The following is a 14,129-nucleotide window of genomic DNA, read 5'->3' on the forward strand; positions in this document are numbered from 1 at the left end:
CTACAGCCACATTTTTGTGGCTGTTTTTTTAGCTAAAATACCCTCAATCACTCACTCTTTGGTTAGTTGATAATTCATCAAGTTGTTTTATCAATGCTAATAAGTTATTAACATCTATTTCTTGCTGTTTAAATGCTTCTTCAAAATAAGGATGAAGGGCAAATTTTGGTAATTCAGCATTAGCATCAATCAACGCTTGCATTCGAGGGATAAATATCCACTGTAACCATTCATAAGGTTGCATGGTATCAAGCGCAAATGGTTGTTCACTCAAGAACGCCTCTGCTGCTGGTGGCGAAGGTTGCCAAAGTGTCAATCTTTGTAATTCATCTCTAATCAATCTTAATTGAGTAGTCATTAAATCTATTTGTTTATGATGATTAATTAGTGATCGATAATACTGCCAATCAAAATAAGGTCCTGGATCTGTTTTCCTTGTTGGGGCAATATCACTATGGCCAGTAATATGTTTAATTGGATAGGTTTGTTGTAGTAATTTGGTTACTATGGCTAGTTGTTGATATTGTATTTCGGTAAAGTTTTCAGTATCGCAACCTTCCATTTCAATACCAATTGAGAAATCATTACAATTTTCCTTGCCTGCAAAAATAGATTTGCCTGCATGCCAGGCCCGTTTATCAAAAGGGACAAATTGAATAATTTCACCATCACGTCTTATAAACAAATGGCTTGATACCTGTAATTGATAAATTTCAGCAAAATAGGGGTGCGCGTTTGGGTCTAATTTACCTGTAAAGAGTTGTTCAACATAAGGACCGCCATATTGCTTAGGTGGTAGGCTAATATTATGAATAACCAGTAATGAGATGGGTTGATCTTCTGGACGGTCATTATAATAAGACGATTTAATTTGCTTAATATTTTTAATCCAACCATCAACAATTTTTAAAGGCATAATAGCTCCGATACATTTAGATTTGCTCTATATTTCGATCTGTTTCACAATTTTAATTACCACCATGATGATTGTGGTGATCATTTTGTATTTCAAGTTCTAAAAATTCTCTCTGTATATTATTTCATTTTTTGAATTAGCTATAAAGTCACACTATCAAACAATTATTTGATTTGTGAGGCTATTATGCAATGCCAATCTGGATTTACTCTATTTGAATTAATGATCGCTATTGTCGTGATAGCAATTTTAACTGCTATCGGTTTACCTGCTTATCAAGGTTATATAAAAAAAGCAGCCTTAACCGATATGCTGCAATCAATGACCGCATATAAAACAGCTATTGAAATTTGCGCTATAGAGCAAGGCGCTTTAAGCAAATGTAGCAGTGGTAATAACGGTGTACCAACGACGAGAACGACCAATTATGTGACGTCAATTAATGTCTCTAATGGGGTGATAACTTTAGTAGGTAAAAGCGCTTTATCAAGTTTAACAGTAACTTTAACACCTATTTTAAATCCTAAATTAGGTAATTTAGATTGGTCACGGACATGTCAAACCAATCCACCAGATCCAACTTTAACTACAGCTTGTGAAGATATTTTTAAATTTTAATTGTGATTAATATTGCTAATAGGATAACCGCTATGCAAGAAGAGAATCTCGTCGAAAGCCTCGACAAATTATTGCTTTCAGCATTGGATAAGCGGGCATCTGATATTCATTTTGAGCCTTATCAACATTATTATCGAATTCGCATGAGAATTGATGGCGTTTTGCAAAATATGCTATCACCGTCGTTAATGTTAGCTAAACAGATTGCAGCTAGACTAAAGATTATGGCCAATTTAAATATTGCTCAACAACGGCTTCCGCAAGATGGTCAACTAGTGATCAATAATTATGCAATGCGTATAGCTACTTTGCCTGTCCTCAATGGTGAAAAGATTGTATTACGAGTTATGGATAATCATGACTCCGAACTGAGTATCGATGATTTAGGATTAACAGGGGAAGATCTATTAACCTTCAAACAAATATTGGATTATCCGCAAGGCTTGATTTTGGTAACAGGGCCGACAGGCAGTGGCAAAACTATGACGTTATATAGTGCTTTAAAACGGTTAAATAAACCTAAATGTAATATTTGTAGTGTTGAAGATCCGATCGAAATTCCATTAGATGGTATTAATCAAACTGCAGTTAATCTTAAGGCTGGTTTAAGTTTTTCTGTGATATTACGAGCCTTTTTGCGTCAAGATCCTGATGTGATGATGATTGGTGAAATTCGTGATCCTGAAACAGCTGAGATTGCAATTCAAGCAGCGCAAACTGGGCATTTAGTGTTATCAACCCTACACACTAATTCTAGTATTGAGGCTATCATCCGTTTAAATCAAATGGGTATTAAAAATTACCTGTTATCATCCAGTTTAAAACTAGTCATTGCTCAACGATTAGTTCGTAAATTGTGCCAATATTGTAAAGTGGTAGCTAGTGAACTTACATTGATAAATAACGAACCTTCACCACATTTTATCGCCATGGGCTGTGAAAAATGTGTGGGTGGTTATTTAGGGCGGATAGGCTTATATGAACTGTTAATTATCACACCACAAGTACAACAGCAGATTTTAACCAACCAACCGATTGTTTCAAAAAATATGGTAACACTTAGGCAAGTAGGTAATAAGCTTGTTCGACAAGGCATTACTACACTGGCGGAATTAAATCGTGTTTTAGGTAATAATTGAATAATAGTTTGGAGATAATGCATGAAGCGACTCTATTATTGGTATGATATTAACTTTCATCAAAATAAGATTATTGCCATATCTAAGCAAGATGTGCGAAGAAAATTGTTATTACAAGGCCAACTTGCGATTAAAATTAGTTCCGGTAACTTAATTACCTCACAAAGTTTTAAACTTAACGAACTGCTCATTATAACTAAACAGTTAGCCACAATGTTAAAAGCTGGATTATCAATTGTAGAGAGCTTACGATTACTGATTGATGAGCAACCTAAAGTGCAATGGCAATATCTGTTAAACGATATTAGTCAACAGATAACCAAAGGTGAATCATTATCGATTGCTTTAAAACAGCATCATTCAGTATTTTCGGAGCTTTATTGTGAAATTATTGCCATTGGTGAATTGACCGGAAGATTAGAAGAGAGTTTTGAACAATTAACCTGTCATCTTGAAAGATCATTATCAATACAAGATCAGATTAAGAAAGCGCTGCGTTATCCATTGTTTTTATTATTTGTATCGGTACTAGTGATTATGGTTATGATATTTATTGTACTACCAAAATTTGCCGATATTTATCAAAGTTTTGATGCCGAGTTACCTTATTTTACACAACTAGTGATTGATATAACCAATAATGTTAAACAAGAGGGATTATTTATACTATTAGCTATTACGTTATGTTATTTTTTTTTTTATTATGTTGTTATAGTACGTTATCAGCTTATTATAGATAAGTATAAACTGAAGCTTCCTTTAATTGGTCCAATAATCCAATCTCAATGTCTAATGCAAATTTTTCATACATTAGCAATAACTCAGCAAGCAGGTATCCCACTTTTGACAGGATTAACCGCCTCGTCTAAAACTATAAGTAATTTTTATTACCGTAATATCATCAAGCAAATTATGACGGGGATTGAACAGGGGAATAGCTTTAGTCAAATGTTAGCTAGCTATCCCGCTTTACCGAAGCTTTGTGTGCAACTAGTTCATGCCGGTGAAGAGTCTGGTTCATTAGATATTATGTTGGATAATATTACTCTTTACTATCAACAACAAAATCAAACTTTAACTGACAATCTAGTCAAAGCATTTGAACCTTCATTAATGCTAATTTTAGCTACAATAATCGGTAGTTTGATTATTGCGATATATTTGCCAATATTTCAAATGGCGGACGTGATCAGTTAATGGCAATACTCTTTTTTTGCGTCGGACTTGCTATTGGTAGTTTTTTGCGAGTCGCTTATTATCGTTATTTACCTATGCAGTCTGTATATGAATATCTGTTCGCTATTACTATTCCTCGCTCCTCATGCCCGAATTGTCATCACAAACTTAGTGCTTGGCAGCTAATTCCTGTATTGTCATGGTTGATGTTAAAAAGACGTTGTTATTATTGTTACCATAAAATAGCCAATAGTTATGTTATTTTTGAGCTAACTATAGCAATATTATTTTTGCTGATTTATTTGGATAAGGGGCTAAATTTTAGATGTGCTTTACTTATGTTACTTGTCGTTATTTTTTTGTTGTTAGCACTAATTGATATTAACTACTTATTATTGCCAGATTTTTTAACTCAACCATTAATGTGGAGTGGATTGATAATAGCTTACTTTAATCTATCTTCACTTAATATCAACGATGCTCTAGTAGGTATTTTGTTTGGTTATTTAATGCTTAAATTACCGGCAATCATCTTTTTTTGTATTACAAGTAAACAAGGATTAGGTGGTGGTGATATAAAGTTAATTGCTGCTTTAGGTGCGTGGTTGCCTTATCAGTTATTGCCATTAATGTTAATCATCGCATCGACGCTGGCTATCATCTATTACGCTTTCTCAAAATATCTATTTAAAAAAAGTGATGAATTAATCGCTTTTGGTCCCTTTTTATTAATCTCAGGGTATTTTATTCTCTACTTAAATTGAACAATTTTTTTGTTTCTATCTTAAATGATTTTAAATAGTTATTTTCTTATTGGTTTGTGATTTTGTTGTCAAACTTTACTTATAACTAAAAACGATAAGGTTAGTAAAAATGGTTATTTATATTCACTTTCAATAAACGTTATAGTGCAATTAACTCTTTCAGATTTGTAGTTAAGTGATTAATTAAGGAATGATCAATGACGAATATTATTGCTAATAGAATTAACGCATTAAAAGATGAAATGACTGAATGGCGTCATTATATTCATGCTCATCCAGAAACTGCTTTTGAAGAAAAACAAACTACCGAGTTTATTATCGAAAAATTAAAATCATTTGGTATTACTGAACTATATACAGATTTTGCGCCAACAGGAGTAGTAGGCATTATTCATGGTAAAAATGAAGGTCGAACTATTGCATTACGTGCCGATATAGATGCATTAGATATTATTGAAGAAAATGATATTGATTACTGTTCAACTATTCCAGGCAAAATGCATGCCTGCGGTCATGATGGCCATACGGCAACTTTATTAGGTGTAGCAAAATACTTAAGCATCCATCGAGATTTTTCTGGTACAGTTGTGGTTATTTTCCAACCGGCTGAAGAAAACGAAGGTGGTGGCAGAGTTATGGTTGAAAATGGTTTATTTAATAAATTTCCTATTGAAGCTGTTTATGGTATGCATAATCAACCTAATCTAGCATTAAACCATTTTTTAATTAATCATGGTGCTGTGATGGCATCTTATGATGTTTTTGAAATCAAAATAACAGGGGTGGGTGCTCATGCTGCCGCACCACATTTAGGCAAAGAAACGATTTTAACAGCCACCACAATTGTGAATAGTTTACAGACGATTGTTAGTCGTAATCTCAATCCGATTGATTCATTGGTTATCAGTGTGACACAGATTCACAGCGGCGATACTTGGAATGTACTGCCACAACACGCAGTAATTCGTGGTACAGTTAGAGCATTAAGTGCTGCAGATCAAGATTTAGCAGAAGAGCGAATTAAACATATTTCGACAGGTATTGCTTTAACCTTCAATACCAAAGCAGAGATTGATTATCAGCGACGTTATCCAGCAACCATTAATCATGCTAAACAAGCTGATATTGCCATTAAAGCTGCACAAAAAATTGTCGGTGATGATAAGATTATTGTGGATTCACCTCCAACAATGGGATCAGAAGATTTTGCCTTCATGTTGCAAAAAATACCTGGATCTTATATTAAAATTGGTGCAGGTGAAGGCACAAATGTTCATAATCCTTCATATAATTTTAATGATGAAATTCTAACAACCGGTGCGCACTATTTTATCGAAATTGTTCAGCAAGAATTAGGACAGTGAATTTCAATCAGCTGGAATAGATTTATTCCAGCTTAATTAATATTATTGGTTCAGAACCATTAGAAATTTAACAGACTATCTGATTGGCCCTTAACACGGAAGTTTGTTTCAATATCAATGCCATTGGCTAACACTACTTGTACATAGATTTCATCATCTTCGTCAAGTTTTAATGCAGCTAATACTTGACCTCCTTCTCGCCAATTACCGTCAAGTTCATATTCAAGTTTGTCACCAATTATTGGCAAAGCTTTGCTTTTTCCAACTAACAGATAAAGTCCACGATTATTTGCGCCTCGAAATTGTGCTCTAGCTACCATCTCTTGTCCACAATAACAGCCTTTATCAAAACTGATAGCATTATAATGCTGTAAGTTACAAGCTTGTGGTAAAAGACTTTCAATATTTGGTTCATCAATAATCGCATAACCAGCTTCTAAATCAAGTTTTAACCAATGATCTGCAGTTTGTGAGTCGGTTGGTAATGGTTCATTCGAGACTTTTATCAGCCGCATTTCAGGTAATGGGATTTTGATATAAGTTATATCATCTTTGGTAATGCAACTATTGTCACCAAGCTCCGCAATAATTGATTGTTCAATGGCATTATTTTCTAAGCCAATTAGATTAAGATCTACAACGGGTTCAATTGTCACTTTTGAAAAAACGGCATATTTTTTTAGAGCAGCAATTTGTTTTTCAGCAACCGTTTTACGCACAATATAAAAAATATCTGCTCCTCGTTGAAATAATATTAAATTACTCCACATCCGTCCTTTTGCATCACAATGTGCTGCAAATAATGCTGTATGTTCATTAAGATGATTAATATCAGCAGTCACTTGTCCTTGTAAAAATGTACGATTGTCAGTACCTGATACTTTGACTAATTGCCAATCAGATAGGGAAGTTGGTTTACAATAAGAATTGTTCATTAAAAACACCTTTTTAATATAAAGGACTCTAGTACAAAATGACTAGCATAAGTCATGCATAAAAAAACAAACAAAAAATAATAATAAATAACTCTTAATAATCATAAGGATATCATTTATCATCAATTAAAAATTGACATTAATCCAATTAAAATCGATTAATAGAATATTTACAAGTTATTTCTTTCAAAAATGAGGCCTAGTATCCAAAAATAATAAGTATACCGCACATATTATTGACTTTATTGATTTTCTGTATTAGTTCATGCAAAATAAATTAAAAATGACAAATTAGTTATAAATGGAGGCAACAACCATGGCAAAACTGTCAGGCGCAGAAATGGTCATTCAGTCACTGATTGATCAGGGAGTTAAGCAGATATTTGGTTATCCAGGTGGTAGTGTTTTGGATATCTATGATGCAATTCATACCTTAGGTGGTATTGAACATATTTTAGTTCGTCACGAGCAAGCTGCAGTACATATGGCTGATGGTTATGCCAGAGCAACTGGTGATGTTGGTGTGGTACTTGTTACTTCAGGTCCAGGGGCAACTAATACTATTACAGGTATCGCAACGGCCTATATGGATTCCGTGCCAATGGTAATTTTATCTGGCCAAGTAGCGAGTAATTTAATTGGTAATGATGCCTTCCAAGAGTGTGATATGGTTGGAATTTCGCGCCCAATTGTCAAACATAGTTTTTTAATTAAAGATAGTAAAGATATTCCAGAAACAATCAAAAAAGCGTTTTATATTGCCTCTACTGGGCGCCCTGGACCAGTTGTTATTGATTTGCCGAAGGATATTGTTAATCCAGCTAACAAATATAATTATAATTATCCAAAATCAGTGACAATGCGATCTTATAATCCAACGACACAAGGGCATAAAGGGCAAATTAAAAAAGCCTTAACTACTTTATTAGCAGCTAAAAAACCTGTGTTATATATTGGTGGTGGGGTAATTAGTGCTGACGCTAGTAATGTGGTTAAATCACTAGCTGATAAACTCAATCTACCGGTGACTTCAACATTAATGGGCATTAGTGCTTTTCCCGGAACCGATAAAAAATATTTAGGCATGATTGGTATGCATGGTGTCTATGAAGCCAATATGGCAATGCATAATGCTGATGTTATTTTTGCTATTGGTGCTCGTTTTGACGATAGAACGACCAACAATATTGAAAAATATTGTCCAAAAGCCAAAATTATTCATATTGATATTGATCCAACGTCTATATCGAAAACCGTATCGGCAACTATTCCAGTGGTTGGTGATGCAAAACAAGTTGTTGAAACAATGTTAACACAACTTAAAGATCTTAGTGTTCAACGTGATCTAGATGCATTAGTTGATTGGTGGAAACAGATTGAATATTGGCGAGCTCGTAAATGCCTTGCTTATAGTCATGAAGGTGAAAGTATTAAGCCACAAGAAGCCATTGAGGTTTTATATAAATTAACTAAAGGTGATGCTTATATTGCAACCGATGTCGGACAACATCAAATGTTTACTGCACTTTACTACCCATTTGATAAACCTCGTCACTTTATTACTTCTGGCGGTCTTGGCACTATGGGCTTTGGTTTACCTGCTGCATTGGGAGTTAAATTAGCATTTCCTAAAAAACATGTAGTTTGCGTAACCGGTGATGGTAGTATTCAGATGAATATTCAAGAGCTTTCAACTGCTTTGCAATATGGTTTACCTGTTATCGTTTTAAATCTTAACAACCGTTTTTTAGGCATGGTCAAACAATGGCAAGATATGATATATGCTGGCCGTCATTCATCATCTTATATGGAATCATTACCTGATTTTGCCAAAATTGCCGAAGCTTATGGTCATGTTGGTATGGTGATTAATAAACGAGAAGATCTGGAACCTAAACTGAAAAAAGCGCTTTCGATAAAAGATCGTTTAGTTTTTATTGATGTCATGACTGATGCGACAGAACATGTTTATCCAATGCAAATTCGCGGTGGAGCAATGAATGAGATGTGGCTTAGTAAAACGGAGAGAACCTAATGCGTTATATATTATCAATTTTAACTGAAAACGAACCAGGTGCATTGTCACGAATTATTGGTTTATTTTCACAGCGTGGGTTTAATATTGAATCCATTACTACAGCACAAACTGAAGATCCAACAATGAGTCGAATGACAATTCAAACATCTGGTGATGAACATGTACTCGAACAGATCCAAAAGCAACTACATAAATTAGTTAATGTTTATCGTGTTAATGATCTCACTGAAGGTCCACACGTTGAACGAGAAATCATGCTAGTTAAAGTTGTAGCTAAAAGTTCTGATGCACGTGATGAAGTTAAACGTTGTGCTGATATCTTTAGAGGTTCGATTGTTGATGTGACAGCAACTCATTATATTGTCCAATTATCAGGTACTAGTGAAAAATTAGAGTCATTCTTAGCTTCAATTCGTGAAACCTGCAATATAGTTGAAATTGTTCGTTCAGGGATCATTGGTTTATCTCGCAGCGAAAAAACGGTTAAATAAATGATCTTCTAAATAAAATAAAAGGCGCATTAAGCGCCTTTTTTTTAAATATATAATAATATTAAATAAATTTTGAAAAAATATTGGATAAATATCAAACAAATGATATAGTTGTCGACTTTTTAACATTCGCGATATTATAGGGAAATAAAGAATGTTGGATGCATTATTTTGGATCGTGATGATATTTAATATCTTCTCCGGTGTAATTGTGTTTGCATTTATACTCATTTTCATTTTTGGTTACTTTGCTGTAAGACGTGATCGCAAAAATCTTAAAAAAAATAAGAAAAAAATTAAAGATTTTATTGCAAAACGTGAGTCATATAGAGATTTAACTAATGAAGAATTAAAACTATTAGAACCTTTTACAAGCCATAAAATATCTGTTCGACCTTATAAACTCCAACCGTTAATTGATTGCAAAGTATCGATAATAAAAGGTGCTTGTATTCGTAATATGGTAATCACCGAAGACAACAAAAATCGTTATTACTATGAAATTAATAATATCAATCTTTTCTTTCCGTATGATTTAGATATGTATCTTTCAAAATATAATGTTGTTGAAGTTGTTTTTACGAACACATATGCATATGTAGTTAATGTCAACAATTGTGGTATTCAGTTTGCTTTTGACAATTATGATCCTAATAGAATAAAAACGACTAATGTTCCAAAATCAGAGACAGCTCCTAAGAATGCTGATTTCGCTTCAGTAAATAATGACGTAAAAGTTGATTATAAAACTTTGTCTACACGTGAAGAAACACCATTGGAATTAAAATCTCGCAATCTAAGCAACTATGGCATATTAACTTCATTTTGTTTATTATTTGCAACTATTCTTTTTATTCGTGAATGGTTAGCTGAAAATGATCAAATATTATCTACTCTGATCAAAATTATAATATGTTTTGTTGTAGCTGTATTTTTTGCTTTGCATAAATCTAAGCTAAAATCAAAACCACAACAAGTGAAAACCATTAAGGTTAATACTTTCAATAAAAATTCTAAATCTCACACCTTAATTGTCGATCATAAAACGAATATAGGTTATCCAAAGTATTGGTCACGTTTTCTACCTGAAGTATCAAAAACAACCACCGAAATGGACATCAGAGGTAATATTAATACATTACTGCGTTGTGGGAATATTTTATCAATTCATCGGGAAGTACAACAATTCGGACCACCAAAATTTGTTTTTCGCAATAACGCTTTATTTTTTCTAGGGTTAATATTGGCAATCGTCTTCTATATTTTTTCTAATCCAATTAACAATAGTTTTTTAGCTTATCGATATTACAGCCATCAATTACAAAATTGGCAAATCAATGATTTAACCAGCTTAAATAATAGTGATATTAAGCGAGGGGATCTTATTAACATCTCTATCAACGGTACTTCATGTGATATTAAAGAGAGAAATAAAAATATTGACACTAAATGTCATCACTTGGCTATCAAGGATAAGCCACTTGGAAATGAGGATAATCAATTTATGCTTTTGTTTAATACTATAAACAAAGTATTTGATGAAAAATTCATTGATGCAGTGATAGATCCAAATACGCTCCGAATGCTAGTTTATAAAGGTGAATCTTATTTAAGTTTGAAAAATATGGGACAGATGGTTATTGATATTGATAAAATTTGTAACATCCTTGAAATTGAATGTGAATCGGTTAAATATAAATTAATTCAATTATATACTAATAAAGGAAATTATGATGAAACAGAATGGACTAAATTAGTTACTGAAGCTGAACTTAATCCAAATTTTTCAAAATCAATAGAAATATCAAAAATTAAAGAATTTATCCCTTATATTGATAAGATTAAAAAAGATATTTTATATGAATTGAAAAATGTTGTTTATAATTATCAATTTAATGGCTTAGGAGTTGAAATTGTATTAATAGAAAATAGTTATATTCAAATAGTTCAATCAGATAGTATTGAAAATGCATCTTCTAAGGAAGATTTGAAATTATCATTAGATTATTACTATAAAATTTTAACTAATGAAGCTAATGCAAATGATGCAATTAATTTGATTGGACTAGTAGGCGATATTAGCTATCGCGAAGATGGTAGCATTTCACAACTTAAGCTTAATGTTAAAGATTATTATAAGGTTGATTCAGAAAAACTATTTTCATTAACGTCGCCAGTTATTATTGATATTATTATGTTCATTATTATGGCAGCAGTAGCATTAATTAATGGGGTCACACTACTTTATAAAATTATATTCAATCAACGTCGTATTAAACTAATCACCAAATATTATTCGGATAGAGTAGTACATTACTATGGCTAGACATTAATAACGACAGGATTAAATTTTCATTATTTTGTTATAAAAATAATCAATAATTTCAGCTTGTGGAATAACAATGGATTTGTATTTAGTTTTTAAAATAGGTATTTTAATTTTTGGATTAATTAGTTGGTTTCTTTATAAAAGTGATCGTAGTATCAATAAGAATATTTTAAATGATCATATAAGACAACGTGAACAAATAAGAGATTTAACCGATGAAGAACTAGAACTGTTACAACCCTTTCTAACTAGTAAATTAGCAGTTTATCCTTATAATTTTCAATCATCCTTGATTGATAACAAAGTATCGTATTTACTTGGTACTTGTACTCGTAAAAGTCTTTATAGCAACACAGAAGAAATCGCCTATTATTATGATGTCGATAATATTGAAATATTCTTTCCATATAATATGGATATGTATATTGATGAATCAAATATTTTTGAAGTTGTATTTACCAAATATTATGGGATCGTTATTAAAGTAAATGATTATGATATCAAAACAGCATTTGAAAATTATGATCCAAATGAGGAATATTTATTTAGAGATGTAAAGCAAACTAAATCTAAAGAAAAGATTTTTGACAATGAATTCTTTGAAGAACACAATACTACCCATCGTCAAGATGGTATTAATTCTTCTGATGTTGAATCACTCAGCATTTATAATGATAGTAAAAATCTAGATAATAATCAGGCTTATTTAGAAGCATCAAAAAATTACTATAAACTCCTCTATCAACGAGAAGAAACTCAATTTGAAGCTGCTATACGTCGTAAACATAGCCTTGGTTGGTTGACATCGCTTTGCTTAATTTTAGCTACGGTTCTCTTGATACGCTCATGGTTGGGAGAAAATGATCAGATATCTATTTTAATATTAATTTGTCTCGGCGCAGCTGCCTTTTTTGCTTGGTATAAACCTAAAGATTATTTAAACCCACAGCAAGTATCCGTCGTTAAAGCAAAAATTTATGATAAAGATCCTAACACTTGTTCCATAGAGGTAGGTAATCTTATGGTTTTACAATACCCTAAGTATTGGTTAAATTTTATCCCTGAGACTTCAGCTTCCGCGACTGAAATGGTTATCAGTAATGATAATAAAAAATTACTTCGCTATGGTCTGACTTTATCCATTAATAATGAAGTAGAGCAATTTGGACCACCAAAGCTAGTTACAAGAAATAAGATTTTATTCGTGATTGGCGGAATTCTATCTGCTATTCTCTATTATTATACTGATCCAGTTAATAATGGTTATTTTGCTTATCAATATTACAGTCAACAATCTGAAAATCTGCAAATTAAAGATTTCACCACTTTAAAAAATAGTGATATCAAGCTGGGTGACATGGTGAATATCACCATCAATAATACGTCATGTGATATCAATGATTTAAACGAAGACTATCAATGTCATAACTTCTTTATCAATAATGAACCAATGGCTTTGAAGGAAAATAATGTCATGGCCATCGAAGGTTCATTAAAACATATTTTTGATACAAAATTTGTTGATGACGTGGTCGATACGGAAATGTTGCGTTTTCAAAATGTACAAAGCCTATATGTTGATATGCTTAACCGCAGTTCAAATGATGGACGTTATGTTAAAAATTCATTTTCTAAAATAGAAAGTATTGGTCAAATGGTAATTGATATTGATAAGGTTTGTAAGATTTTACCGGTTAAAGAATGTGACAATGTCAAATACAATCTGACTCATTTGTTTGATACTAGTAGGAGCAAGGCAAATATTACATGGGATGATTTATTGACTGAGTCTACAAAAAATCCTGATTTTAGTGAAATAGTCGAAACCCGCAGAATGCATAGCCTCAAACAGGCGCTTGAACCATTTAAATCAGAACTTCAAAGTGAATTGGTGAATGTCATTTCTAAATATCAATCTGACAACGGTGTAAAAATTACATTAACCAATCAAAGCTATGTTGACATGGCTCCATTAGTAATGAGTAAATCGATGAGATTCGATGAAAATGGTTATATTAATTATTATTTTGCTATTTTAAACAATAATATCCCTGCGAATATTAATATCGTTGGTTCGGTAAGTGATATTCTTTATCACAAGGTTGAAAATTCTGATAGACATAATCTTGAAACACAGAGTATTTCTGGTCTGAAAGTGAACGCAAATCATCATTATAATTTGGACGAAAATCAACAGTTATCATCAAATTTATTGATTATTATTAATGTTATTATGTTTGTCATGATGACTTTAATCGCTACGATTAATGCTGTAAAACTAGTTCAGAAAACGAGAATTAATCGAAATCGTTCTAAAGAAATTATTAAATATTATCAAGATAGGTTAATTTAGGTATTA

At 32.3% G+C, this 14,129-nt stretch carries 11 protein-coding genes and 1 pseudogene; 9 read left to right on the plus strand and 3 right to left on the minus strand.

All coding sequences use genetic code 11. From position 1 onward, the window contains the following. Positions 1 to 43: 43 nt before the first annotated feature. Positions 44 to 358, minus strand: a complete 315-nt coding sequence (locus H3T80_RS12295; RefSeq protein ID WP_367274805.1) for a YqcC family protein — start codon at positions 356 to 358, stop codon at positions 44 to 46. A 12-nt stretch (positions 359 to 370) separates the two neighbouring features. Beyond that, positions 371 to 916 (minus strand): annotated as a pseudogene (ampD, locus tag H3T80_RS12300) (1,6-anhydro-N-acetylmuramyl-L-alanine amidase AmpD); the annotation flags it as partial. Positions 917 to 1,102: 186 nt separating this feature from the next. Between ampD and ppdD the strand changes: the two are divergent. The 5 genes from ppdD (at position 1,103) to H3T80_RS01415 (ending at position 5,977) form a co-directional block, all read left to right on the plus strand. Next, entirely contained in the window at positions 1,103 to 1,534 is a 432-nt protein-coding gene (gene ppdD / locus H3T80_RS01395) for a prepilin peptidase-dependent pilin (protein ID WP_198199490.1), read from the plus strand. 32 nt (positions 1,535 to 1,566) lie between these two features. Next, complete coding sequence (locus H3T80_RS01400; protein WP_198199497.1) at positions 1,567 to 2,673, plus strand: ATPase, T2SS/T4P/T4SS family; 1,107 nt, start codon at positions 1,567 to 1,569, stop codon at positions 2,671 to 2,673. Positions 2,674 to 2,694: 21 nt separating this feature from the next. Continuing rightward, the gene (locus H3T80_RS01405) at positions 2,695 to 3,870 is read left to right on the plus strand and encodes a type II secretion system F family protein (RefSeq protein ID WP_198199506.1); all 1,176 of its coding nucleotides are present in this window, start codon (positions 2,695 to 2,697) and stop codon (positions 3,868 to 3,870) included. Continuing rightward, positions 3,870 to 4,613: an A24 family peptidase gene (locus H3T80_RS01410; protein ID WP_198199508.1), complete on the plus strand. Its 744-nt coding sequence runs from the start codon at positions 3,870 to 3,872 to the stop codon at positions 4,611 to 4,613. Before H3T80_RS01405 ends, H3T80_RS01410 begins: the two co-directional genes overlap by 1 nt. A 197-nt stretch (positions 4,614 to 4,810) precedes the next feature. Further along, a complete protein-coding gene (locus H3T80_RS01415) occupies positions 4,811 to 5,977 on the plus strand; it encodes a M20 aminoacylase family protein (protein WP_110448158.1) in 1,167 nt (388 codons plus the stop codon). Between the two features lie 59 nt (positions 5,978 to 6,036). On the opposite strand, the gene ygfZ is transcribed toward H3T80_RS01415, so the two are convergent. Then, the gene (gene ygfZ, locus H3T80_RS01420) at positions 6,037 to 6,912 is read right to left on the minus strand and encodes a tRNA-modifying protein YgfZ (RefSeq protein WP_198199510.1); all 876 of its coding nucleotides are present in this window, start codon (positions 6,910 to 6,912) and stop codon (positions 6,037 to 6,039) included. Between the two features lie 316 nt (positions 6,913 to 7,228). Between ygfZ and ilvI the strand changes: the two genes are divergently transcribed. The 4 genes from ilvI to H3T80_RS01440 all read left to right on the plus strand — a co-directional run bounded on the left by ilvI (position 7,229) and on the right by H3T80_RS01440 (position 14,123). Then, positions 7,229 to 8,947 carry an acetolactate synthase 3 large subunit gene (ilvI, locus tag H3T80_RS01425; RefSeq protein WP_198199512.1) on the plus strand — a complete coding sequence of 573 codons (1,719 nt, stop codon included), beginning with the start codon at positions 7,229 to 7,231 and terminating at the stop codon, positions 8,945 to 8,947. Beyond that, on the plus strand, positions 8,947 to 9,441 hold the full coding sequence (gene ilvN / locus H3T80_RS01430) for an acetolactate synthase small subunit (protein ID WP_110448155.1): 495 nt from the start codon (positions 8,947 to 8,949) through the stop codon (positions 9,439 to 9,441). The genes ilvI and ilvN overlap by 1 nt, the downstream gene beginning before the upstream one ends. A 154-nt stretch (positions 9,442 to 9,595) precedes the next feature. Further along, complete coding sequence (locus H3T80_RS01435; protein ID WP_198199515.1) at positions 9,596 to 11,767, plus strand: IgaA/UmoB family intracellular growth attenuator; 2,172 nt, start codon at positions 9,596 to 9,598, stop codon at positions 11,765 to 11,767. A gap of 76 nt (positions 11,768 to 11,843) precedes the next feature. Continuing rightward, positions 11,844 to 14,123 (plus strand): IgaA/UmoB family intracellular growth attenuator, encoded by a 2,280-nt coding sequence (locus H3T80_RS01440; protein WP_198199531.1) that lies wholly within the window; start codon positions 11,844 to 11,846, stop codon positions 14,121 to 14,123. The last annotated feature ends 6 nt before the right edge of the window (positions 14,124 to 14,129 follow it).

It is taken from the genome of Gilliamella sp. W8145 (assembly GCF_016101145.1).
Taxonomy (GTDB): Bacteria; Pseudomonadota; Gammaproteobacteria; order Enterobacterales; family Orbaceae; genus Gilliamella; species Gilliamella apis_A.